This window comes from Terrabacter sp. NPDC080008 (assembly GCF_040702505.1).
GTDB lineage: Bacteria > Actinomycetota > Actinomycetes > Actinomycetales > Dermatophilaceae > Terrabacter.
Map to the genome: position 1 here is coordinate 143,150 of NZ_JBFBLC010000002.1, position 22,162 is coordinate 165,311.

20 protein-coding genes are annotated in these 22,162 nt (G+C 71.4%); 7 read left to right on the forward strand and 13 right to left on the reverse strand.

The window, feature by feature from the left end:
• Positions 1 to 63 precede the first annotated feature (63 nt).
• A complete protein-coding gene (locus AB0316_RS06555; protein WP_366271554.1) occupies positions 64 to 2,394 on the reverse strand; it encodes a GAF domain-containing SpoIIE family protein phosphatase in 2,331 nt (776 codons plus the stop codon).
• Between the two features lie 219 nt (positions 2,395 to 2,613).
• Between AB0316_RS06555 and AB0316_RS06560 the strand changes: the two genes are divergently transcribed.
• Positions 2,614 to 3,795 carry a phytanoyl-CoA dioxygenase family protein gene (locus tag AB0316_RS06560; RefSeq protein ID WP_366271556.1) on the forward strand — a complete coding sequence of 394 codons (1,182 nt, stop codon included), beginning with the start codon at positions 2,614 to 2,616 and terminating at the stop codon, positions 3,793 to 3,795.
• Between the two features lie 92 nt (positions 3,796 to 3,887).
• Here the strand turns inward: AB0316_RS06560 and AB0316_RS06565 are convergent, their stop codons facing one another.
• From AB0316_RS06565 to AB0316_RS06615, 11 genes are all read right to left on the reverse strand, one after another.
• Positions 3,888 to 4,643 carry a TIM barrel protein gene (locus tag AB0316_RS06565; protein ID WP_366272805.1) on the reverse strand — a complete coding sequence of 252 codons (756 nt, stop codon included), beginning with the start codon at positions 4,641 to 4,643 and terminating at the stop codon, positions 3,888 to 3,890.
• Between the two features lie 114 nt (positions 4,644 to 4,757).
• Complete coding sequence (locus AB0316_RS06570) at positions 4,758 to 5,762, reverse strand: Gfo/Idh/MocA family oxidoreductase (RefSeq protein ID WP_366271558.1); 1,005 nt, start codon at positions 5,760 to 5,762, stop codon at positions 4,758 to 4,760.
• 17 nt (positions 5,763 to 5,779) lie between these two features.
• Positions 5,780 to 6,712 (reverse strand): TIM barrel protein, encoded by a 933-nt coding sequence (locus AB0316_RS06575; RefSeq protein ID WP_366271560.1) that lies wholly within the window; start codon positions 6,710 to 6,712, stop codon positions 5,780 to 5,782.
• A gap of 46 nt (positions 6,713 to 6,758) precedes the next feature.
• Positions 6,759 to 7,781, reverse strand: coding sequence for a Gfo/Idh/MocA family oxidoreductase (locus AB0316_RS06580; RefSeq protein WP_366271562.1), 1,023 nt, complete (start codon positions 7,779 to 7,781; stop codon positions 6,759 to 6,761).
• A 21-nt stretch (positions 7,782 to 7,802) separates the two neighbouring features.
• Positions 7,803 to 9,302: a CoA-acylating methylmalonate-semialdehyde dehydrogenase gene (locus tag AB0316_RS06585; protein ID WP_366271564.1), complete on the reverse strand. Its 1,500-nt coding sequence runs from the start codon at positions 9,300 to 9,302 to the stop codon at positions 7,803 to 7,805.
• A gap of 47 nt (positions 9,303 to 9,349) precedes the next feature.
• On the reverse strand, positions 9,350 to 10,231 hold the full coding sequence (locus tag AB0316_RS06590) for a sugar phosphate isomerase/epimerase (protein WP_366271566.1): 882 nt from the start codon (positions 10,229 to 10,231) through the stop codon (positions 9,350 to 9,352).
• Between the two features lie 29 nt (positions 10,232 to 10,260).
• Positions 10,261 to 12,225: a 3D-(3,5/4)-trihydroxycyclohexane-1,2-dione acylhydrolase (decyclizing) gene (gene iolD / locus AB0316_RS06595; RefSeq protein WP_366271568.1), complete on the reverse strand. Its 1,965-nt coding sequence runs from the start codon at positions 12,223 to 12,225 to the stop codon at positions 10,261 to 10,263.
• Entirely contained in the window at positions 12,222 to 13,127 is a 906-nt protein-coding gene (gene iolB, locus AB0316_RS06600; RefSeq protein ID WP_366271570.1) for a 5-deoxy-glucuronate isomerase, read from the reverse strand. Before iolB ends, iolD begins: the two co-directional genes overlap by 4 nt.
• Positions 13,124 to 14,065: a deoxyribose-phosphate aldolase gene (locus tag AB0316_RS06605; RefSeq protein WP_366271572.1), complete on the reverse strand. Its 942-nt coding sequence runs from the start codon at positions 14,063 to 14,065 to the stop codon at positions 13,124 to 13,126. Before AB0316_RS06605 ends, iolB begins: the two co-directional genes overlap by 4 nt.
• The gene (iolC, locus tag AB0316_RS06610) at positions 14,062 to 15,030 is read right to left on the reverse strand and encodes a 5-dehydro-2-deoxygluconokinase (RefSeq protein ID WP_366272807.1); all 969 of its coding nucleotides are present in this window, start codon (positions 15,028 to 15,030) and stop codon (positions 14,062 to 14,064) included. The genes AB0316_RS06605 and iolC overlap by 4 nt, the downstream gene beginning before the upstream one ends.
• A gap of 122 nt (positions 15,031 to 15,152) precedes the next feature.
• Positions 15,153 to 16,157 (reverse strand): Gfo/Idh/MocA family oxidoreductase, encoded by a 1,005-nt coding sequence (locus tag AB0316_RS06615; RefSeq protein ID WP_366271574.1) that lies wholly within the window; start codon positions 16,155 to 16,157, stop codon positions 15,153 to 15,155.
• 484 nt (positions 16,158 to 16,641) lie between these two features.
• On the opposite strand from AB0316_RS06615, the gene AB0316_RS06620 reads away from it, so the two are divergent.
• From AB0316_RS06620 to AB0316_RS06645, 6 genes are all read left to right on the forward strand, one after another.
• Positions 16,642 to 17,643, forward strand: coding sequence for a substrate-binding domain-containing protein (locus AB0316_RS06620; RefSeq protein ID WP_366271576.1), 1,002 nt, complete (start codon positions 16,642 to 16,644; stop codon positions 17,641 to 17,643).
• 102 nt (positions 17,644 to 17,745) lie between these two features.
• The gene (locus AB0316_RS06625; RefSeq protein WP_366271578.1) at positions 17,746 to 18,816 is read left to right on the forward strand and encodes an ABC transporter permease; all 1,071 of its coding nucleotides are present in this window, start codon (positions 17,746 to 17,748) and stop codon (positions 18,814 to 18,816) included.
• A gap of 1 nt (position 18,817) precedes the next feature.
• The gene (locus AB0316_RS06630) at positions 18,818 to 19,633 is read left to right on the forward strand and encodes an ATP-binding cassette domain-containing protein (protein ID WP_366271580.1); all 816 of its coding nucleotides are present in this window, start codon (positions 18,818 to 18,820) and stop codon (positions 19,631 to 19,633) included.
• Positions 19,634 to 19,646: 13 nt separating this feature from the next.
• Complete coding sequence (locus tag AB0316_RS06635) at positions 19,647 to 20,060, forward strand: universal stress protein (protein WP_366271582.1); 414 nt, start codon at positions 19,647 to 19,649, stop codon at positions 20,058 to 20,060.
• 66 nt (positions 20,061 to 20,126) lie between these two features.
• Entirely contained in the window at positions 20,127 to 20,867 is a 741-nt protein-coding gene (locus tag AB0316_RS06640; protein WP_366271584.1) for a GntR family transcriptional regulator, read from the forward strand.
• Positions 20,868 to 20,882: 15 nt separating this feature from the next.
• Positions 20,883 to 21,533, forward strand: a complete 651-nt coding sequence (locus AB0316_RS06645; protein WP_366271586.1) for an HAD-IA family hydrolase — start codon at positions 20,883 to 20,885, stop codon at positions 21,531 to 21,533.
• 25 nt (positions 21,534 to 21,558) lie between these two features.
• Here the strand turns inward: AB0316_RS06645 and AB0316_RS06650 are convergent, their stop codons facing one another.
• A complete protein-coding gene (locus tag AB0316_RS06650; RefSeq protein ID WP_366271588.1) occupies positions 21,559 to 22,149 on the reverse strand; it encodes a peroxidase-related enzyme in 591 nt (196 codons plus the stop codon).
• Positions 22,150 to 22,162: the final 13 nt, after the last annotated feature.

The window sequence follows — 22,162 nt, forward strand, 5'->3', positions numbered from 1 at the left end:
GGTTGCTGCCGGCCACCACGGCAAAGGGATTCCTGATCTGGCGGGGTCGGGTCACGCTGCCGGTCACTGCGGCGCCAGGACAGGGTCGATGACGGCACAGAGGACGGCCGTGTCGTCGCGGCGCAGCACGCCGCGCAGGCAGGCGTGCAGCACTGAGGCGCACAGGCGGTCGGCGTCGTCCGACGGGCCCTCCTCGACAGCAGCCGCCAGTCGCTCCAGACCGAGGTCGATGGACTCGTCTCGTCTCTCGATGAGGCCGTCGGTGTAGAGCACGAGGCTGCTCGCGGCTGACAGGTGGATCGTGTGCTGGCTACGCGAACCGGCGGGTGAGCCGAGGGGCGGGTCGGTGGGCCCCAGCAAGGTCACGGGCGATCCCGGTCGGCGGAGCATGGGCGGCGGCTGCCCGGCCAGCGAGAACGTCAGGCTGCCCTTCCCGGGGTCGAGGAGCACCGCGGCGGCCGTCACCATCGTCTGGGTGGACGAAGCCGTGACGAAGCGGTCCAGCTCCTCGAGCAGCCGAGCCGGTTCGTGGGTCGGGGCCAGGGCCCGAGCGGCGGCCCGGATCTGGCCCATGGCCACGGCGGCCCCCGCGTCATGGCCGGCGACGTCTCCGATCATCAGCAGCGCCCGCCCGCGGGGGAGTGGGATCGCGTCGTACCAGTCGCCCCCGATCCCATAGCGCGCGTCGGCCGGCAGGTAACGCGCGCTGACGCGCACGTGCGCAAGGTCCGGCAGTGGCTCGGCCAGCAGGCTGCGTTGCACGAGCACGGCCAGGTCGTGGTCGCTGTCGCGTTCGACGGCGCGGCTGACCGCGTCCGACACCGCGGCGCCGAGGTCGGCCAGCGCCATCAGGTCGGTCGGTCCGAGCGCGTCCCTCCGCGGGAAGGCCAGCACCAGCGTCCCCAGGGTCCTCGATGCGCTGCGAAGAGGCAGGCCGAGCCAGCTGCGCAGGCCTGCCCGCGCCAAGGCCGCCAGCACGTCCGGACCCGCCACGACCAGGCTGTCCGGGGTCGGAAGGTAGACGGTCGCCGTACTGGTGCGCGCGTCGGACAGGGGTGAGGAGAGCGGGCCCTCGGCCGAGGCCCACAGAGCCTCCAGCCCCTCGGGGAGACCCACCGAGGCGATGGTCAGCAGCGTGTCCGGCTGGCGCTCGTCGACGAGCGCCAAGCGGGCAGCGGCCGCGTCGTAGGGGGCCGTGCCGTCGACGAAGAGGGCTGCGGCCACCTCGCTGAGCGACGCCGAGGCGATCAAGGCCGCGAGGACACGGTGCAGCCGCTCGGATCGCTCCAGCGCCGCGCGTTCCGTGGCGAGCAGCTGGGCGCGCACCAGGGCATCGGCGACGAGCCTGGCGACCACGCGCAGCTCTTCGCGTTGCTCAGGCGGGAAGCGCTGCGGTGCGTCCCAGCCGAGACCGAGCGCGCCGATCACGCGGCCCTCTCGGCCGGTCAGTGGCAGCGACGCCGTCGCGGCCAACCCGGAAGCAGCAGTGTCCTCCAGCAGGCCCGGGAACTGCGCGCCGACCTCTTCCAGGTTACCGAGCCACACCTCTCCGCTCCCGGACATGGCTGCCCCAAGAGGCGTGGACCCGTCGATGCGGATCGTCTGGTAGCGCTCCGCCACCAGCGACGGGAGGCTGGACAGGTGGTATACCCGGGCGCTGCCGCCGGTTGGGTCGGGCTCCACGACGGCGACGTTGGAGAACGTGGCACCGACTGCGCCCGCGCCCGCCTCGGCGAAGGCGCGAGCCAGGTCCTCGATGGTGTCCGAGCCGGTCAACGCCTGCACGAGTGGGGCCAGCGCGACCGTCGACGGGGACACCCGAGGTTCGGAGATGCCCTCGTCGTCTCCGTTTCGCCCCTCGTGCCCGCGCCAGTGGTGCAGGTGTAGTGCACAGATGTCGGCCAGCGCCAGCAGCAGCTCACGGTCGGACGGGCCGAAGTCGTGCGAGCGCACCCAGCTGATCCCCATCACCCCGAGCAGTGCGCCCGCGGCTCGAAGGGGGAGCACGGCATACGCCCTCTCGTCCCGGGAGACCATCTCCACGATGCGGGGGAAGCGCTCCGCCGTCTCCGCCTGTGACCCCAGCCACAGGGGCTTGCCCGTGGTGGCGGTCCAGGTCAGGGGGAGGGAGAGGTCGCCGACCCGCAGCGGCCCGCACGCCGTCTGCTGCGACCGCGTGTAGCCCTGGCTCGCCAGGGGCTCGAGCCGGTCCCCGTCGACCAGTGCGACGACGCCCCCGGCCGCGTGCAGCGCAGCCACGGCCTGGGAGATGACGAGGTTCGGCGTGTCCTCGTCGGCCGGCGCCGCAGCGAAGGCCTGCAGCACCATCATCAGCCGGGCCTGGGACAGCACCGGGTCGCTCGGCCCGGCGCCGGGTTCCGTGGGTTCAAGCATCGACATCACGATCTCCATGTGAACGGTTGCCCGACCGACGTGAATGGACGTCGACGGACAGCTGCACACCCAACCGGCACCTGCACCTCGAGCGCCGGTGGTCACGCATCCCAGTCAACGCCTTCGACCCTGGCGACGTGGGGAAACCGTCGACTGGTGCCGAGAGCGCGCATGCTGGAGGGAACCGCGCACCCCGCCGCACCCGTCGAGGAGGACCCCGTGACCCTCACCGCTCGCCCCACCGCCGCCTGGCTTCTGCCGGAGGACTGCCGGCTCGCCGACCTGCTCGAGGTACTGACCGACCGGACCCGCATCGAGGACCACCCCCATGCCTCGCGCCTCGCCGGCGAGGTGCCGGTCTACGCCGCCGACCGTCTCGCGGACGCAGCCACCGGCGCCCTGGATGCACGCCGCGCCGTGCTCGCCGAGATCTCGCGTGCGCTCGCGGACGGGCCCGGCATCGTCGTCGTCGAAGGTGCCTTCGAGCCATCGGTCGTCGACCGTGTCAGCTCCGCGTTCCAGGCCATGATCGACGAGCAGCACTCTGCCGGAACGGCGTCCGGTGACCACTTCGCCAAGCCCGGCGCCAACGACCGCGTCTGGAACGCCTTGGAGAAGCTCGCCGTCGCCGACCCCGAGGCGTTCGTCGACTACTACGCCAACGACGTCCTCGCGCTCGCTGCCGAGGCGTGGCTCGGGCCCGGCTACCAGGTCACCTCGCAGGTCAACGTCGTCAACCCCGGCGGTGCCGGCCAGACCGTGCACCGCGACTACCACCTCGGCTTCCAGGACGAGCAGACGTGCGCCCGCTACCCGGCGCACGTGCACGCCCTGTCGCAGGTACTCACGCTGCAGGGTGCGGTGGCCCACTGCGACATGCCGGTCGAGTCCGGGCCGACGCTCTACCTGCCGCACAGCCAGAAGTACGCGCACGGCTACGTCGCGTACCAGCGACCCGAGTTCCAGGAGTACTTCGTCGCCCACCACGTGCAGCTGCCGCTCGCCAAGGGCGACGCCGTCTTCTTCAACCCCGCGCTCTTCCACGCCGCGGGCACGAACCGCTCGGCCGGCATACGGCGCATGGCCAACCTGCTGCAGGTGTCGTCGGCGTTCGGGCGGGCGATGGAGACGGTCGACCGTCAGCGGGTGGTCGAGGCCGTCTACCCGGCCCTGCTGGCGCGCCGTGCCGCCGGGGCAGGGGAGCGGGCGCTGGCGAGCGCCGTCGCTGCGAGTGCCGAGGGGTATGCGTTCCCGACCAACCTCGACCGCGACCAGCCGATCAGTGGCATGGCACCGCCGAGCCAGGCCGATGTCGTGACCGCCGCCCTGGCCGAGGGTGTCGACCCCGCCGAGCTGCACCGCCGCCTCGATGCGCAGGCGCAGGCGCGCCTCAGCCACTGACTGCCGTTGCGCTCGACCGGCCGCCGGGTGGAGGTGATCTGCGACTGCAGGTGGTCGCCGAACACCTCGACTCAGGACAGCAGGCGAGGGCCTCAGACGGTGAAGGCGTCGCGGAAGCGCTCCAGCGCCAGCACCGGGTCGCCCGACGCCCAGGCCTCGAGGCCGACAGTGCCTCGGTAGCCGAGGTCGGCCAGCGCGCGGGCGATCGCGGGGTAGGCGATCTCCCCGGTGCCGGGCTCGCAGCGCCCCGGCACGTCCGCCACCTGGATCTCGCCCACCCACGGCAGCGCCCGGCGGCACAGCTCGACGAGGTTCCCCTCGCCGATCTGGGCGTGGTAGAGGTCGAGCATCAGGCGCAGGTGCGGGCTGTCGACCGCCTGCACGAGCGCCAGGCAGTCGGCCGCCCGGGCGAACGGCACCCCGGGGTGGTCGACCTCGGTGTTGAGGTTCTCGAGGACGAACTGCACGCCCTCGCGCTCGCCGAGCTCCGCGATCCTGCCCAGCGTGTCGCGGGCCTGCAGCCACATCGCGCCGGTCACCTCGTGAGCCGGCCGCACCGGCAGGCCCCGGTCGTCGAGGCCGGTGCCGTGAAGGTTGAGCCGGGGGATGCCCAGGCGCTTCGCGACGGTCACCGAGCGGGCGGCGGTGGCGAGAAGCTCGTCAGCGCCTTCGGGGTCGGCGAGCCGGCCGCTCACGTAGCCGGTCATCGACGAGAAGGCGACACCGTCGTCCCGCAGCGCCTCCAGGGCCTCGAGGTCGTGCCGGGTCCAGTCCCAGATCTCGACGGCGAACCCCAGCTCGTGGATGCGGCGGCTCCGCTCGACCACCGACAGGTCGAGGAAGACCATCTCGGCGCAGACCGCGAGGGTGAAGGGGCCGGCCGTGGCGGCGGTCGGTGCGGTAGTCACGTGATGCCTTGGCGGTCGGTGTGGCAGATCGGGCGGGCGTACGGCCGGCGCGACTCAGGCGTAGAAAGCCGGCTTCTCGATCATCTCGACCGGGACGACGCCGTCGTCGGTGAGCGCCTTGACGCCGGCGTCGCACACGCACGCCGCGGCATACCCGTCCCACGAGGTCGACCCGGTGTGCTCGCCCCGGGCCACCGCGTTGATCCACTCCTGGACCTCGGTGACGAACGCGCCCCAGAAGCGGTCGTTGTGGTCCCGGGCGATCGAGTTGCGGTGGCCCGCGGCGTCGCGCACCTCGACGGCGTGCTGGTCGGCCAGCGACACGGTGCCCTTCTCGGCGACCGCCTCGCAGCGGATGTCGTAGCCGAACTGGCAGTTGACGAAGATCTCGTCGTCGACGCGGACACCGGACTCGGTCTCGAGGACCAGCACGAGCGGGTCCCGGAGGTGCTCGAAGCGCAGCGAGGTCTTCTTCGGCTTGTCGACGCGCGCCGAGACGAACTCCTCCCCGAGGAGCCAACGCATCGTGTCGATCTCGTGGATCGCGGTGTCGTTGATCGCCATGTCCCACGTGTAGTGGTCGGGGACGGTGGGGTTGCGATGGGCGCAGTGCACCATGAGCGTCTCGCCGAGCTCGCCCGAGTCGAGCAGCGCCTTCATCTGCCGGTAGCTGCGGTCGAAGCGCCGCATGAACCCGACGGTGACCAGCCGGCGCCCACCGGCCTGCTCGGCGTCCATGATCCGCAGCGCCGCCGCGGCGGTGGGCGTGAGCGGCTTCTCGCAGAACACCGGCTTGCCGGCGGCGATGGCAGCCAGCACGTCGACCTCGTGCGCGGGTCCGTGGCTGCAGATCATGACGGCGTCGACCTCGTCGGCGCCGATGAGCTCGGCCGAGGAGGGGTATGCCGTCCCGCCGATCCGCTCGGCCACCTCCTTCGCGCGCACCTCGTCGACGTCGCTGACCGCGACGACACGACCGCCGGCGATGACGGTGTGGATGCGCTCGATGTGGGCCTGGCCCATGCCTCCGGGGCCGATCATCCCGATGCGAACAGTCATGTCGGGTGACTCCTTCGTCACTTGAGGCCGAGGCCGATGGAGGCGAGGTACTCGCGGGTCTGGATGGCGTTGGGCAGCGGGTAGGACGGGTCGCAGGGATACATGTCCTGCTCGCACACGACGTAGAGCTCCTTGTCGAGGTCAGCGAGGGCCTCGACGAGCGACGGCATGTCGGGCGCCCCGGCCGGCGGCGCGACCGAGCAGCCCTTGGCGACGGCCAGGCCGAAGGGCCAGTCCTCGTCATGCGACTGCGTGACGAGCGCCTCGTCCATCGCCTTGATGTGGACGTAGGAGATGCGCTCGGGGTACGTGCGGCACAGCTCGACCGGGTCGCCGCCGCCGTAGACGATGTGCCCGGTGTCGAGGCAGAAGCCGACGTAGTCGGGGTCGGTCGCCTGGAAGATCCTGTCGATGTCCTCGGGCGTCTCGATGTGGCTGTCGCCGTGGGGGTGCAGCACCATCCGCAGGCCGTAGTCCTCCTTCATGATGCGACCGAGCAGGTCGGCGTTGGCGATGTAGGTGTTCCACGCCTCGGTCGACAGCACCCGGTCGTCGGTGTAGTCCCACGTCTTCTCGTCGCGGAACATCGGGGGCAGGTGCACGACGTACTCCGCGCCGACGGCGGCGTGCGTCTCGGCGATCTCGCGGAACGTCTTCTCCGTGTCGGCCCAGGCCTCGGGCTTGTGCAGGATGCCCCAGCCGGTGCCGGCGACGACGCGGAAGCCACGCCGGTCCATCTCCTCCTGCAGTCGCTTCGGGTCCTTGGGGAAGTAGCCGAACGGCCCGGTCTCCATGACCGAGAAGCCCGCCTCGGCCATCTCGTCGAGCGCTGTCTCCCAAGGGATCTGCTTGTCGTCCTCGGGGAACCAGACGCCCCACTGGTCGGGGCACACGCCGATCGTCAGCTTGCGATAGCGCTCGTCGGTGTTGCGGGCCTTGGACTCGGCCATGGTGCTTCCTCTCGCTTCCTCGGGTTGCGGCAGCGTCGCCGCCGGGTCACCCGGTGGTCTGGTGGTGGGTCTGGTGGGCGGTCAGCCGCCCGGCTGCGACGGCGCGTGCTGCCGCGGCCGCCTCGTAGTGGAGCCCGGCGTGGGCGATGCGCGGCTCGTCGTAGCGCAGCTCGCGGCCGTCGTGGGCGCGCAGCGCGAAGCCGCCCGGCTGGTAGAAGGGCCCGTCGATCCGCAGCGTCGCCGCGGAGCCGACGACCGTGGCCGTCGTCGGGGTGTCGCCCAGGATGGTGGCGAACAGCGACGCCACCGTGTTGTATGCCGTCCGCGCCGCTACCGCGATCTGCCCCTCCACGCCGTCGGGGCTGAGCTCGGTGGGGGCCGGTGTCACCGTCTCGTGGACCTCGTCGAGGTCTCCGAGCACCCACCGCGCGAACCACAGCGGGTAGGTCAGCAGGTCGTACCGGGGACCGCCGAACAGGTCGGCGCGCATGATCCGGTGCTCCGGCCCGAAGTGCTCGCCGAGGTCGGCCTGCACCGAGTGCACGGCGCCGAGCGCGCCGTCGTCGAGCAGCTGCCGGATGACGTCGAACTTGGGCAGGTACGCCGACCACATGGCCTCCATGAGGAAGAGCCGGCGAGCCGAGGCCAGCGCCTGCAGCTCGGCGACCTCGCCCCGGTCGAGCCCCATCGGCTTCTCCACGACCGTCGCCTTGCCGGCCTCGAGCGCCAGGCGCCCGTGCGGCAGGTGCAGGTGGTGCAGCGTCGCGACGTACACGATGTCGACGTCCGGGTCGGCGACCAGGGCCTCGTAGGAGCCGTGGGGCACCGCGCGCTCGACGGGCGACCCGGTCCCGACACCGGCGTTACGGGTGACGAGGTCGTCGGCGAACGCGTCGGCGCCCTGCTGGGTCCGTGACCCGACCGCGACCACCCGCTGGCGCGTGTGCTGCAGCATCGCGTCGCAGAAGCGCTGGGCGATCCAGCCCGTCCCGAGGATGCCCCACCGCAGCGGCGGGGCCTCCATCGGGTTCGGCGTGCGCGGCGCGGGCAGCGCCCTGGGGAACGACATCGGTCCGGAACTCCTTGCGCGTCAGTCGTTCTGGGGGAAGCCGAGGTTGAGGCCGCCGTGGCTGGGGTCGAGCCAGCGCGACGTCACGACCTTGCCGCGGGTGAAGAAGTGCACGCCCTCGATGCCGTGCGCGTGCGTGTCGCCGAAGAGCGAGTTCTTCCAGCCACCGAACGAGTAGTACGACACCGGCACCGGGATGGGAACGTTCACGCCCACCATCCCGACCTCCACCTTGCGCTGGAACGTGCGAGCCGCGCCGCCGTCGTTGGTGAAGATTGCTGTGCCGTTGCCGTAGGGGTTGGCGTTGATCAGCTCGAGACCCTCGTCGTAGGAGTGGACCCGCACGACCGACAGCACCGGGCCGACGATCTCGTCGTCGTAGACCGACATCCCCGGGCGCACGTCGTCGAAGAGCGTCGGCGCCAGGAAGAAGCCCTCGCCGTCGGCGTCGACATCGCCCTCCCGCCCGTCGACGACGAGCGTCGCACCGTCGGCCACCCCGGAGTCGAGGTAGGCGGCGACCTTGTCGCGGTGCTGCTGCGTGACGAGCGGGCCCATGTCGCAGCCGCGGGTGCCGTCGCCGGTGACGAGCTTGCCCATCCGGTCCTTGATCTTGCTGACCAGCTCGTCGGCGATCGGCTCGACCGCGACGAGTGCCGAGATGGCCATGCACCGCTCGCCGGCCGAGCCGAAGCCGGCGTTGACGGCGGCGTCGGCGGCCAGGTCGAGGTCGGCGTCGGGCAGCACGAGCATGTGGTTCTTGGCGCCGCCGAGGGCCTGGACGCGCTTGCCGTGGGCCGTGCCCGTCTCGTAGACGTACTTCGCGATGGGCGTGGACCCGACGAACGACACGGACTTGATCTCGGGGTGGGTCAGCAGCGCGTCGACGGCCTCCTTGTCGCCGTTGACGACCTGCATGACACCGTCGGGCAGGCCGGCCTCCGTCCACAGGCGCGCGATCGCCAGAGCCGCCGATGGGTCCTTCTCCGAGGGCTTGAGCACGACGGCGTTGCCGCACGCGATGGCGATCGGGATGAACCACAGCGGCACCATGGCCGGGAAGTTGAACGGCGAGATGACGGCCACCACCCCGACCGGCTGGCGGATCGAGTAGACGTCCACGTTGGTCGAGGCGTTCTCGGTGAAGCCGCCCTTGAGCAGGTGCGGGATGCCGCAGGCGAACTCGGCCACCTCGAGGCCTCGCGTCACCTCGCCGACGGCGTCGGACAGCACCTTGCCGTGCTCGGCCGTGATGAGGGCGCCGATCTCGTCCTTGCGGGCGTTGAGCAGCTCGCGGAAGGCGAAGAGCACGGCGGTGCGCTTGGCGAGCGAGGCGTCGGCCCATGTCTCCCAGGCAGCCGCGGCCGACTTCACGACCTCGTCGACGAGCGAGGCGGAGGCGACGTCGAGGACGCCGGTCTGCTCACCGGTCGCGGGGTTGAAGACGGGGGAGGTGCGCTCGGCGGTGCCGGTCCACGGCTGTCCATCGATGAGGTGGGTGATGCGGGTGGGCGTGCTCATGGTGGGTCCTTCGGCTCGAGCAGATGACGTATGCCGGGTGGCGGGGTTCAGGGGGAGACGAGCGTGGGCGGGGTGGCCCACTTGTCGAGGTAGGAGCGGATGGCGTCGCGCATGTAGGTGCTCGACTCGCGGGCCCGGTCCTCCCAGGCGAAGACGCAGGAGGTGACGATGCCGTCGAAGCCGATGCGCTCCAGGCCGGCGAAGAGCTGGCCGAAGTCCACCTCGCCCTGGCCGATGTCGAGGTGCTGGTGCACGGTGACCTGCGCGCCGGGCGGGTTGACGATGTAGCGCAGCCCCGACGAGGCCGTGTGGTCGTAGGCGTCGGCGACGTGGACCATCGTCACCAGATCGCCTGCCCTGTCGAGGATCCCGTCGCAGTCGTTGCCCTGGTGGAAGGTGTGCGGGGCGCAGTAGAGGAAGCTGACGTTCGGGCTGTTGATGCCCCTGATCACGTTGACGGCCCGCTTGCCGTCCTCCTCCCAGTCGTCGGGGTGCGGCTCCAGCACCAGCCGGATGCCCTCCTTCTCGAAGACCGGCAGCAGCTCCTCCATCGACCTCCAGAACATCCGCTCGCACACGGCGGCCTCGCGCGGGTTGCCGTTGAGCTCGGAGTTCATCGTGTCGACCCCAAGGTCGCTCGCGATCTGGATGGCGCGCGTCCAGTAGCGGACGGCGGCCTGCCGGTCCTCCTCGTCGGGACCGCTCCAGCGGAAGAGCGGGAGCACCGACGAGACGCCCACCCGGGCGGACGCCAGCGCCTTGCGGAAGGCAGCGACGCCGGCGTCGTCGACGCGCGGGTGGTTGAAGAAGGGGATGAAGTCGTCACGCGGCGACAGCTCGATCCACTCGTAGCCCAGGTCGGCGACCAGGCCGGGAAGCTCGAGCAGCGGTGTGCTGCGGAACATGTAGGGGTCAAGGGCCAGCTTCATGGGGCAGACTCCTTCGTCGGCCAGGTGGGTCAGTGGTCCGCGGAGGGCGGTGCGAGCAGGGGGCGCTGGGTGCTCTTGTGCTCGAGGTACTCGCCGTATGCCGCCTGCGTCGACTCGAGCTGGCTGACCTGGGAGACGGGCACGTCCCACCACGCCGCGCTGTCGGGGGCGTAGACCCTCGGGTCGGTCTCTACGTGGATGACGACCGGTCCGCCGTCGGCGGGCCATGCCTTGGCCTCTTTGATGGCCTGGTGCAGCTCGTCGACCGAGTGCACCTCGATGACGTGCGCGCCGAGGGAGCGGGCGTTGGCCGCCAGGTCGACCGGCAGCACGTCGCCGTCGAGCCGGCCCGACGCCGCGTCGCGGAACCGGTAGGCGGTGCCGAAGCGCTGCGAGCCGAGCGACTCCGACAGCGACCCGATCGAGTGGAAGCCGTGGTTCTGCACGAGGACGACGACGACCTTGACCCGCTCCTGCACGGCGGTGACGAGCTCGGTCGGCATCATGAGGTAGCCGCCGTCGCCGACCATGGCGAAGACGTCGCGCGAGTCGTCCGCGAGGCGGATCCCGATCGAGGCCGGGACCTCGTAGCCCATGCACGAGTAGCCGTACTCCACGTGGTAGGCCTTGCGGTCGCGGACCCGCCACAGCTTGTGGATGTCGCCGGGCATCGACCCGGCCGCGCAGAGCACGACGTCACGCGGGTCGGTCAGCTCGTTGACGGCTCCCAGCACCTGGGCCTGGGTCAGCAGCCCCTCGGCGAGCCGGTCGGTGACGTCGGCGGGCGGGTGGAAGGCACTCTCGACGGCCGCGTCCCACTCGGCCCACAGCGCGGCCTGGCGCTCCCGGTAGGCGTCGTCGACGGCATACCCCTCGAGGGCGGTGGTGAGGGCGGTCAGCGCCTCGCGGGCGTCGGCGACGACCGAGAGGCCCGCGTGCTTCCCGGCGTCGAAACGGGCGACGTTGACGTTGACGAAGCGGACGTCCGTGTCCTGGAAGGCAGTCCGGGAGGCCGTGGTGAAGTCGCTCCAGCGGGTTCCTATGCCGATGACGACATCGGCCTCGGCGGCCAGGGCGTTGGCGGCGGTCGTGCCGGTCGAGCCGACCGCGCCCATCTCCTGCGGGTGGCCGTGGGGGAGTGAACCCTTGCCGGCCTGTGACTCGCCGACGGGGATGCCGGTGGCCTCGCAGAACGCGCGCAGGGCGTCCTCGGCGCCGGAGTAGTGCACCCCGCCACCGGCGACGACCAGGGGACGCTTCGCCGACCGGATGATCTCGGCGGCGTCGGCGATGTCGACGGCCTCGGGCAGCGGACGCGCCACCCGCCACACGCGCGGCGCGAAGAGCTCGACCGGCCAGTCGAAGGCCTCCGCCTGCACGTCCTGGGGCAGGGCGATCGTGACGGCGCCCGTCTCGGCGGGGTCGGTGAGCACCCGCATCGCGCCGAGCAGCGCCGACGGCAGCTGCTCCGGCCGGCTGACGCGGTCGAAGAACTTCGACAGCGGGCGGAAGGCGTCGTTGACGGTCACGTCCCCGGCATGCGGCTGCTCGAGCTCCTGGAGCACCGGCGCGCTGACGCGGGTCGCGAAGGTGCCCGACGGCAGCAGCAGGACAGGGATCCGGTTGATCGTCGCGAGAGCGGCACCGGTCAGCATGTTGGTCGAGCCGGGCCCGATGGATGCCGTGCACGCCCACGTCTGCAGGCGGTCCTTCTGGCGCGCGTAGCCGACGGCCGTGTGCACCATGGCTTGCTCGTTCCGGGCCAGGACGTACGGAAGGTGCTGGTCAGAGTCATGACTGTGGGCGAGCTCGCTCTGCAGCAGCGCCTGACCGATGCCGGCGACGTTGCCGTGGCCGAAGATGCCGAAGCAGCCGGCGAAGAGCTTCTGCCGCTGCCCGTCGCGCTCGCTCCACTGGTTGGCGAGAAAGCGCACCACGGCCTGGGCCACGGTCAGCCGCACCGTCGTGGCCGGCTGCTGGTCGTCACGCGTCATCGGGTGCCTCCGAGCGGGAGTCGTGGGTCGACATGCTGGTCGGCCCAGGTGTCGCGGACCCAGCCGTGTGCGGGGTCGTCGCAGATGAGCCAGGCGCGCTCCTCACCGGGGCCCGCCATGACGTTGAGGTAGTAGAGGTTGTAGCCGGGCGCGGCCATGGCCGGCCCGTGCCAGCCGTGCGGGACGAGGACGACGTCGCCGGAGCGGACCTCGGCGAGCACGTCGATGGGCCGGTGCTCGGCGCCATAGACCCGTTGGTAGCCGATGGGGTCGGTGGCGGCGGCCGTCGGGCTGCCGGCCTCGGGGGCGACCTCGAAGTAGTAGATCTCCTCGAGCTGCGTCTCCTCGCCGGGCCGCTCCTCGTCGTGCTTGTGCGGGGGCCACGAGCTCCAGTTGCCGGCAGGCGTCACCACCTCGCAGGCGATGATCGAGTCGGCGTCGAGCACGCCGGGCGTGCCGAAGTTGCGGACCTCGCGGGACGCGATGCCGGCTCCGCGCAGCTCGACCGGGACGTCACCGGCGGCGACGTGCCGGAACGGGAACCGCGCCTCGGACGAGGCTGTCACGGCGAAGCCGACGGCCACCCGGGCGTCGCCCACCGCCGTGACCGTGACGCTCGACCCGGCGGGGACGTACGCCACGTCCGTCGGCCCGGCGAACACCGAGGCCCGCCCCTCGAGCTTCACTTCCTGTCGGCCCGCAGCGCCGTCGGTCGCCACGGCCACCGACCCCGACAGCGGCACGACGACGTGCTCGCGGCGCCCGGCCGCGAACGTGCGCGTCTCGCCGGCGGCCAGCCGGCCGGCATACAGCCCGGTGTGCTCCCAGCCGGACGCGTCGGGCTCGACGACGACGTCCCAGCCGTCGCGGGACGTGCTGCCGTGCGGGCGGTGCCAGCTCATGCCGCACCGCCCTGCGTGCCGTGCACGAGCTCGGCCGCGATGTCGACCGCAGCCGCCACGTCGCCGTCGGGTGGGAAGAGCAGGGCGCGGCCGACGACGAGTCCCCGCACGGCGGGCAGCTCCAGCGCGTGGCCCCACGACGCATACGTGTCCTGTGGGTCGCCCTGGGGGTCCCCGCCGAGCAGGAGGGTCGGCAGGGTGGTGGCGTCCATGACCCGGTCGAGCTCGTCGACGACGGGCAGCTTGAGCCAGGTGTAGGCGCTCGACGCGCCGAGGCCGGCGGCGATGTGGATCGACTTGATCGTCGAGTCGGGGTCCAGCTGGTTGACCATCCGGCCGCGCCCGCGCTCCGAGATGAACGGCTCCACCATGGCCATGAGCTGCCGCTCGGCGAGCTCGGTGACCGCGCGGGCGCTGGCCTCGAGCGTCGCGACCGTGCCGGGGTCGTCGAGGCAGATGCGGGTCAGCATCTTGCCGCCGTCGAGCCCGCGCGCCGCGATCTCGGCCGCGCTGTAGGCCGTGAAGCGGTCGTCCATCTCGAACCGGGCACCCTGCAGGCCGCCGCGGTTCATGGAGCCGATCGCGACCTTCCCCTCGAGCGCGCCCAGCAGCAGCAGGTCGTCGAGGATGTCGGGGGTGCCGAGCACCCCGTCGACGCCGGGCCGTGCCAGCGCGGTCACGAGGCGCTCGAGCAGGTCGCTGCGGCTCGCCATGGCGGTGCCGGCCCCGCGCACGCCCAGGGCGCCGCGAGCCGGGTGGTCCGCCGCGACGAGCAGCATCCGCCCGTCCTCCCGCACGAGCGGCCGCCGTTGTCGGGCCGCCCAGGCGGCCGCGATGCGCTCCGGCTCGCGGACGCGGATCTCGGTCAGGTCGGCCACCCGGACGGTGTCCTTGGCCGGGGCTCCGGCGGTGGTGGGGGTCACGGGCGTGGTGGTCATCGTGCCTCCTCGGTGACGCTGGCGAACGGTGCTGCGCCTCGGTCGCGGGCGGCCAGGCGCTCCTCGACCTCAGCGCTGGTCGGCATGGCGGTCGAGCACTCGAGCCTGCCCGCGACGATCGCGCCGGCGACGTTGGCGAACTCGAGGATGCGCGTGAGGTCCCAGCCCTCGAGCAGGCCGTGGCACAGCGCGCCGCCGAAGGCGTCACCGGCCCCGAGCCCGTTGACGACCTCGACTGGGTGTGGGCGCACTTCCACGCGCTCGTCGCGCGTCGCTGCGAGCACGCCCTTGGGCCCCTGCTTGACGACCGCGAGGTCGACGCCGCGGTCGAGCAGGGCGTCGGCCGCGCGCTGCGGGTCGGTCTCGCCGACGGCGACCTCGCACTCCTCGCGGTTGCCGACCGCGACCGTCACGTGCTCCAGTGCCCGGCCGACCTGCTCGCTGGCCTCGGCGGCACTGGACCAGAACATCGGGCGGTAGTCGAGGTCGAGGACCGTGTGGGTGCGCCGGCCGCGCGCCTCCCAACCGCGGAAGTGCGCCGACCGGCTCGGTTCCTGGGACAGGCCCGTGACGGTCGACCAGTAGACGCCGGCGTCCCGGATCGCCTCGAGCGGCATGTCGTCGGCCTCGACCATGAGGTCGGGCGCGATGGGGTAGCGGTAGAACCACAGCGGGAAGTCGTCGGGCGGGAAGACCTCGCAGAAGGTCACCGGCGTCGGCGGCCCCGCGACGGCCGAGACGAACCGGTCGTCGACGCCGAAACCGACGAGGGCCTCGTGGATGTAGCGGGCGAAGGCGTCCTGGCCCGTCCGGGTGATGAGCGCGACCCGGTGCCCGTGCCGTGACGCCGCCACGCTGACGTTCGTCGCGCTGCCGCCGAGGAACTTCTGGAACGTCTCGACCTTCTCGAGGCCGACGCCGTGCTGGAGGGGGTAGATGTCCACGCCCGTGCGGCCGATCGCCACGACGTCGAAGTGATCGTATGCCGTGTCATCGGGTGCCGTCGTCCGTGCCGTCGTCGGTGCCGTCGGGTGTGCCGTCGTCAGGTCGGCGCTGTCGGTGTCGGGGGTGCTCACGGTCTCATCCTTCACAGGTCCGGGATCTCGTCGAGGGACACCGGACGGTTCTCGCGGCGGGAGAGCTCGCAGGCCTCGGCGACGCGGAAGGCCTGGAGCGCGTCCTGCACGGTGCAGGGCGAGGCGAGCGTGCCGCGGGCCACGGTGGCGAAGGCGGTGAGCTCGGCGCGGTAGGCCGGCAGGAAGCGCTCCATGAAGGACCAGTGGCGCGGGCCCGACGGGTAGGTCGCGCCCGGCTCGGCGGACGTGACGGCCAGCGAGTCGTCGTAGCCGACCCCGATCGTGCCCTCGCTGCCGAGCACCTCCATGCGGACGTCGTGGCCGGCGCCGTTGTAGCGCGTGGCCGAGACCGAGACGAGCGTGTCGTCGTCGAGGGTCAGCACGGCTGCCGCCGTGTCGACGTCGCCGGCCGCGGAGAAGAAGTCGGCGCCCTTGTTGGCGCCGGTGGCGTAGACGGAGGCGACCTCGCGGCCGGTGACGAAGCGGATGATGTCGAAGTCGTGGATCGAGCAGTCGCGGAAGAGCCCGCCGCTCGAGGGGATGTAGGTCGCGTGCGGTGGGGCCTGGTCGTGGGTCTGGGCCCGGATGCTGTGCACGAAGCCGAGGCGTCCCTCGGCGACGGCCTCCTGGGCCCGGCGGTAGCCGCAGTCGAAGCGGCGCTGGAAGCCCACGTGGACCGGAGTGGTGGTGGTGGCGACGAGCCGGGCGAGGTCGATGGTCTCGTCGAGGGTCGCGGCGACGGGTTTCTCGCAGAACGTCGGGACGCCGGCGTCGAGGCCCATCCGCAGCAGGGGAGCGTGGCAGGGCGTGGCCGTGGCGATGACGAGGCCGTCGACCCCCGAGGCGAGCAGCTCGGCGGGAGAGCCGGCGAAGCCGACCCCGAGCTTGTCCGCGACGGCGCGGGCCGTGCCGGCATCCAGGTCGGCCACGACCACCTCGTCGACGTCCGGCAGGTCGCGCAGGGTCTCGGTGTGGAACGCCCCGATACGACCGACGCCCACCAGTCCGATGCGCATGTCTCACTCCCTCAGGTGGTCTCGGTGACGGTTCGATCGTCCAGCCGAGCCGCGCGCTGTGTCAAGCAAATGTCAGAACATTCTGATGTTTGCTCAATTGCTTGACATGATGTCGAAACCAGAGGCATTCTCCAATCGCTGGCAATGGCGCCGGACCGGTACGCACCCCCGCGGTGCTTGCCACAGCGCACACACCAGTCTGAACAGTGGTGACCCGTCACGTCTCCGGTTCGCCACAACCGCGCACTCCTCGGGCGACCTCGCCCCACACCGTCCGCTCGGACGCGAACCAGCCGGATCCCCCCAACTGCACAGGCACCGACGGGTCCGGCTGACCCGACACCCTCCGGCCCGCATGTCGCACCGCGCCAGGTGGCACACGGCATACGGCACACGGGCACCACCTCATCGACGGGACAGCCGTCCCGGAGACGTCGCGCCACTCGGCGACCAGGCCACCGCGACGCAACGAAAGGAATCGACGATGACTCCGACCAGGACCCGCAGGAGCCTGACAGCCGCGGCCGGAACGGCCGTCGTGGCAGCCCTCGCCCTCGGCGCGTGCAGCGGCGGCGGCGCACCCAGCGCCTCGTCGACGGGTGGGGGAGGAGGTGGCGGCGGCAACAGCGGCTACACCTTCGCGATGATCACCCACGAGACCCCGGGCGACACGTTCTGGGACCGCATCAAGGCCGGCGCCCAGCAGGCCGCGAAGGACACCGGCTCGACGCTGAAGTACTCCGCCGACCCCGACGCCAGCAAGCAGGCGGTGCTGATCCAGAACGCCATCGACTCGAAGGTCGACGGGATCGCCACGACGCTCGTCACCCCGGACGCGCTCATCCCGACGATCAAGAAGGCCGTCGCGGCCGGCATCCCGGTGGACAGCTTCAACTCGGGCATCGACTACTTCAAGCAGGCCGGGTCGCTGACCCACTTCGCCTCCAACGAGAAGCTGGGCGGCCAGGAGGCCGGCAAGCGGGCGGCCGCCGCGGGTGCCACGAAGATCCTGTGCACCATCCAGCAGTCCGGCTCGGTGGCCCTCGAGGACCGCTGCGCGGGCGTCAAGCAGTCCTTCCCCAACACCGAGAACCTGCAGGTCAACGGCGCCGACGACGCCGCCGTCACGACCGCGATCCAGGCCAAGCTGACGCAGGACAAGGCGGTCAACTGGGTCATCACCCTCGGCGCGCCGCAGGCCCTCGACACCATCAAGGCCGCGCAGGGCGCCGGACGGACCGACGTCAAGATCGGCACGTTCGACACCAACCCGGACGCGGCGCAGGCGGTCCAGGACGGCAAGATCCAGTGGTACATCGACCAGCAGCCCTACTTGCAGGGCTACATGGCGATCACGCAGCTCTACCTCTACAAGAAGAACGGCAACGTCCTCGGTGGCGGACAGGCCGTGCTGACCGGCCCCTCCTTCGTCGACAAGACGAACATCGCCCAGGTCCTGCCGTTCATCAAGCAGAACACCCGCTAACCGACTCGAGGGGGCCGGCTCCGTCCGGGTCGAGCGGTCGATCTCCCGACCGCTCGGCAGCCCGGGTGGGTTCGGCCCCCGCCGAACAGCACTGGAGCTGTCATGAGTAGCACCCCCGTCAAGACCGACCCGTCGCCGTCAGCCCCGACCGAGGCCTCCAACCGGGTCACGCTGGGCTGGTCGAACCGGCTGCTGGCACGACCCGAGATCGGCGCGCTCGTCGCCGCGGTCGTCATCTTCATCTTCTTCCTCATCGTCGCGCCCGCCTTCCGCACGCCCGCGTCGTTCTTCACCGTGCTCTACCAGTCCTCGACCATCGGCATCGTGGCCGTCGGGGTCGGGATGCTGATGATCGGCGGCGAGTTCGACCTGTCCGCCGGTGTCCTCGTCACCACCGCGGGCCTCTTCAACGCGATGTTCTGCTACCAGCTCGGGATCAACCTCTGGGTCGGCGCGATCCTGTCGCTGGTGCTGTGCCTCGCCATCGGCTTCCTCAACGGCTTCCTCGTGATGAGGACGGGGATCCCGAGCTTCCTCATCACCTTGGGCACGTTCTTCGTGCTGCAGGGCGCCAACCTCGGCGTCACCAAGCTGGTCACCGGCTCGGTGTCGAGCCCGAACATCGACCAGATGGCCGGCTACAGCTCGCTCACCTGGATCTTCGCCAACGAGTGGCAGATCGGCTCGGTGACCCTGTCGATCACGGTGATCTGGTGGTTCCTCTTCGTGGCGCTCTCGGCCTATGTGCTGACCCGCACGAGGATCGGCAACTGGATCTTCGCCGTGGGCGGCAACGCCGACTCGGCCCGCGCGGTCGGGGTGCCCGTCACCCGCGTCAAGATCGGCCTGTTCATGACCGTCAGCTTCCTGGGGTGGTTCGCCGGGATGCACTACCTCTACAACTACAACACCCTCCAGGCCGGCAACGGCGTCGGCAACGAGTTCCTCTACATCATCGCCGCGGTCGTCGGCGGCACGATGCTGACCGGCGGCTACGGCAACGCCATCGGCGTGGCGATCGGCGCCTTCATCTTCGGCATGACGAGCCTCTGCATCGTCTACGCCGGGTGGGACCCCAACTGGTTCAAGGCCTTCCTCGGCGTCATGCTCCTGCTGGCCGTCATGGTCAACATGTACGTCAAGCGACTCTCGACCGCCCGGAAGGTGGGTTGACATGACCGACACCCTGCACGAGCACGCCGACCGCGACCTCTACAAGGGCGAGCCGCTCGTCGAGATGACCGACATCGGCAAGACGTATGGCGCGATCCGGGCGCTGAAGGGCATCAACCTGACCGTCAACGCCGGCGAGGTCACCTGCGTGCTCGGCGACAACGGCGCGGGCAAGTCGACGCTGATCAAGATCATCGCCGGCCTGCACCCGCACAACGAGGGCACGATGAAGGTCGACGGCAAGGAGGTCCACTTCACGAGCCCGCGCGACTCGCTCGCGCACGGCATCGCGACCGTCTACCAGGACCTCGCGGTCGTCGACCTCATGGAGGTCTGGCGCAACTTCTTCCTCGGCTCCGAGCTCACCGGCTCCTCGGCGCCCTTGGCACCATTGAAGATCCGCGAGATGCGGGAGATCGCCGACCAGGAGCTGCGCAAGATGGGGATCGTCGTCAAGGACATCAACCAGCCCATCGGCAACCTCTCCGGTGGCCAGCGCCAGTGCGTCGCCATCGCGCGGGCCGTCTACTTCGGCGCCCGAGTGTTGATCCTCGACGAGCCGACGGCCGCCCTCGGCGTCAAGCAGTCGGGCGTGGTGCTGAAGTACACCGCGGCCGCCCGTGACGCGGGCCTCGGCGTCGTCTTCATCACGCACAACCCGCACCACGCGTACCTCGTCGGCAACCACTTCGTCATCCTCAAGCTCGGCGAGGCCGTGCTCGACAAGAAGCGGTCGGATGTGGCGCTCGACGAGCTCACCCGCCAGATGGCCGGCGGTGACGAGCTGACCGAGCTCTCGCACGAGCTGCAGCAGTGAGCGAGGTGGCCTCATGAGCGTCGCCGTCGCCCACCACACCCGCAGCTCGAGCGCCCTGGCGCTGGAGGAGGGGGCCCGCCAGGCGGCCTACCGGGGGACCGAGCTCGTCGTCGTCCACGTCGTCGAGTCGCTCGACAACGACATCGCCGAGGCGAACCGCGCCGGCATCTCCGACGCGGTGGAGAAGGCGTTGCGGGCCGTCGACCTGCCGGACCTGCGCTGGGACGTGCGGCTCGTCGCCGGCGGCCACGAGGTCACGGACGTGTCGGCTGCCCTCCTGAAGGAGGTCGCCGAGCTGGGTCCCGACCTGCTGGTCATCGGGGCACGACGGCGCTCCCCGGTGGGCAAGGCCTTCCTCGGCAGTGTCACGCAGAACGTCATCCTCGACGCCGAGATCCCGGTGCTCGTCGTCAAGAGCCCGAGGTGAGGAGGGGAGGGCGTGGCGACCTGCTGGCGTGGCTGTCGGCCTGCGCCGGATCGCTAGTCTGCGGCCATGTCCAAGCCCGTTGACGTCCGCATCGACCGCGAGACGCCGGTCCCGCTCTACCATCAGCTCGCGGAGCAGCTGAGCGCGGCCATCGCGAGGGGCGAGCTGCAGCCCGGCGACCCGTTCGAGAACGAGGTCGCCATGGCCGACCGGCTCCGGCTCTCGCGGCCCACGGTCCGGCGGGCGATCCAGGAGCTGGTGTCCCAGGGGCTGCTGCTGCGTCGGCGGGGCCGCGGCACGACCGTCGCCGGGCGCCAGATCCACCGGCGCGCGGAGCTGACGAGCCTCTACGACGACCTGCGGCGCGAGGGATCGGGCGACCCGCGCACCGTCGTGCTGACGCACGAGGTCACGACCGACGAGGTCGCGGCGGCGGCGATGGGCCTGCCGGGCGACACGCCCCTGCTGCACCTCGTGCGGCTGCGGCTCGACGGCGACCGTCCGCTGGCGATCCTGCGCAACTGGCTGCCGCCGGCCTACTCCGACATCAGCCGCGAGGACCTCGAGTGCGACGGGCTCTACGCGCTGTTGCGCTCTCGGGGTGGCAAGCCGGTCGTCGCGCACCAGCGCATCGGGGCCCGGCCGCCGTCCGGCCCGGAGCGCAGGCACCTCGACCTCACGCCCTCGCAGCCGGTGCTGACGATGTCGCGCACGGCGTTCGACGCGGTCGGTGCGCCCGTCGAGTACGGCGACCACTGCTACCGGGCGCAGGACTACTCCATCGAGGTCATGCTCGACGAGCGCTGAGGCGGTGGGGAATTGGTGCGTCTCGAGATCGACGCGGTGCTGTTCGACATCGACGGGACGCTGGTCGACTCCACCCCCGCGGTGGAGCGGACGTGGACGACGTGGGCGTCGCGTCATGGGCTCGACCCGGCGGAGATCCTCGCCGTGTGCCACGGTCGGCGCGCCGAGGACACGGTGTCGCGCTTCGTGCCCGCGCACGAGCGCGCCGCTGCCGTGGCCGAGCTCGAGGAGCTGGAGCTGGCCGACCTCGACGAGGTGGTCGCCTTGCCCGGGGCGCGTGAGCTGCTGACGCGACTGCCCTCCGACCGGTGGGCGGCGGTGACCTCCGGCTCCCAGCGGCTCATGCGCGCCCGCCTCGCCGCCGCGGAGCTGCCCGTGCCGGCCGTGCTCATCGCGGCCGAGGACGTGCGGACGGGCAAGCCGGACCCCGAGGGCTACGAGCTGGCCGCTGACCGGCTCGGCGTGCCGCCGAGCCGGTGCCTCGTCGTGGAGGACGCGCCAGCCGGGATCGCCGCCGGCTTGGCCGCGGGAGCGCGGACCCTCGCGGTGAGCACCAGCCACGACCGCACCCATCTCGGCTCGGCCGACCACGTCGTCGCGGACCTGCGATCCGTCGTGATCGAGCCCGCGGGCGCAGGCCTCGCGGTGACGCTCCGCCTGGATTGACGAGGCGCCGAAAGTCTGGCGCGGCTCAGCGGGTACCCACGGGCCGGCCCACGACCATCGACTCGAGCAGCGCCGGCTCGAACGTCTCCGCCGTCTGCGGGTCCAGCTGCGCGCCGAGACCGTCGAGGACGGCGGTGAAGAAGCACCGGGCCGCAGCGGCGAAGGCGACGTCCGCGATCTCGGGGTCGGTGAGCCCCGCGTCCCGCAGCCGGTCGACGTCCGCCTGCTCGACCGAGGCCGCGTCGGCGCCGATCTTGGCCGCGAAGTCGTAGACCGCCCGGTCCTCGTCCGACAGCGCCGGCCGGTCCGGGCTCTCGGCGATGGCGCGCATCGCCTCCTCGTCGCCGACGACGTCGCGCAGGAACGTCGAGTGGGCGGCGGTGCAGTAGGTGGACCGTCGGGCCCGGGCCGCCGCGATGGTGGCGATCTCGAACCGCCGGCGGTCCATGCTGTCCCGCACGGTCGAGTTGAGCAGGTTCCAGGCCCGGGCCACGTCGGGACGGGTCGAGAACGCTGCCGCGTAGTCGGGCAGGAAGCCCCAGGCCGAGCGTTGGGCGCGGTAGTACTCGGCGAGCTCGCCCTCGGCGGCGTCCTCGCCCACGGTGGAGATGAACATGCGCCGATTCTTC

Bases quoted from the DNA above. Each gene is read 5' to 3' on its own strand.
- AB0316_RS06555 (WP_366271554.1), bottom strand. From the start codon at position 2,394: ATGCTTGAACCCACGGAACCCGGCGCCGGGCCGAGCGACCCGGTGCTG.
- AB0316_RS06565 (WP_366272805.1), bottom strand. From the start codon at position 4,643: ATGGTCTTCCTCGACCTGTCGGTGGTCGAGCGGAGCCGCCGCATCCAC.
- AB0316_RS06570 (WP_366271558.1), bottom strand. From the start codon at position 5,762: ATGACTGTTCGCATCGGGATGATCGGCCCCGGAGGCATGGGCCAGGCC.
- AB0316_RS06575 (WP_366271560.1), bottom strand. From the start codon at position 6,712: ATGGCCGAGTCCAAGGCCCGCAACACCGACGAGCGCTATCGCAAGCTG.
- AB0316_RS06580 (WP_366271562.1), bottom strand. From the start codon at position 7,781: ATGTCGTTCCCCAGGGCGCTGCCCGCGCCGCGCACGCCGAACCCGATG.
- AB0316_RS06585 (WP_366271564.1), bottom strand. From the start codon at position 9,302: ATGAGCACGCCCACCCGCATCACCCACCTCATCGATGGACAGCCGTGG.
- AB0316_RS06590 (WP_366271566.1), bottom strand. From the start codon at position 10,231: ATGAAGCTGGCCCTTGACCCCTACATGTTCCGCAGCACACCGCTGCTC.
- iolD (WP_366271568.1), bottom strand. From the start codon at position 12,225: ATGACGCGTGACGACCAGCAGCCGGCCACGACGGTGCGGCTGACCGTG.
- iolB (WP_366271570.1), bottom strand. From the start codon at position 13,127: ATGAGCTGGCACCGCCCGCACGGCAGCACGTCCCGCGACGGCTGGGAC.
- AB0316_RS06605 (WP_366271572.1), bottom strand. From the start codon at position 14,065: ATGACCACCACGCCCGTGACCCCCACCACCGCCGGAGCCCCGGCCAAG.
- AB0316_RS06615 (WP_366271574.1), bottom strand. From the start codon at position 16,157: ATGCGCATCGGACTGGTGGGCGTCGGTCGTATCGGGGCGTTCCACACC.
- AB0316_RS06620 (WP_366271576.1), top strand. From the start codon at position 16,642: ATGACTCCGACCAGGACCCGCAGGAGCCTGACAGCCGCGGCCGGAACG.
- AB0316_RS06625 (WP_366271578.1), top strand. From the start codon at position 17,746: ATGAGTAGCACCCCCGTCAAGACCGACCCGTCGCCGTCAGCCCCGACC.
- AB0316_RS06630 (WP_366271580.1), top strand. From the start codon at position 18,818: ATGACCGACACCCTGCACGAGCACGCCGACCGCGACCTCTACAAGGGC.
- AB0316_RS06635 (WP_366271582.1), top strand. From the start codon at position 19,647: ATGAGCGTCGCCGTCGCCCACCACACCCGCAGCTCGAGCGCCCTGGCG.
- AB0316_RS06640 (WP_366271584.1), top strand. From the start codon at position 20,127: ATGTCCAAGCCCGTTGACGTCCGCATCGACCGCGAGACGCCGGTCCCG.
- AB0316_RS06650 (WP_366271588.1), bottom strand. From the start codon at position 22,149: ATGTTCATCTCCACCGTGGGCGAGGACGCCGCCGAGGGCGAGCTCGCC.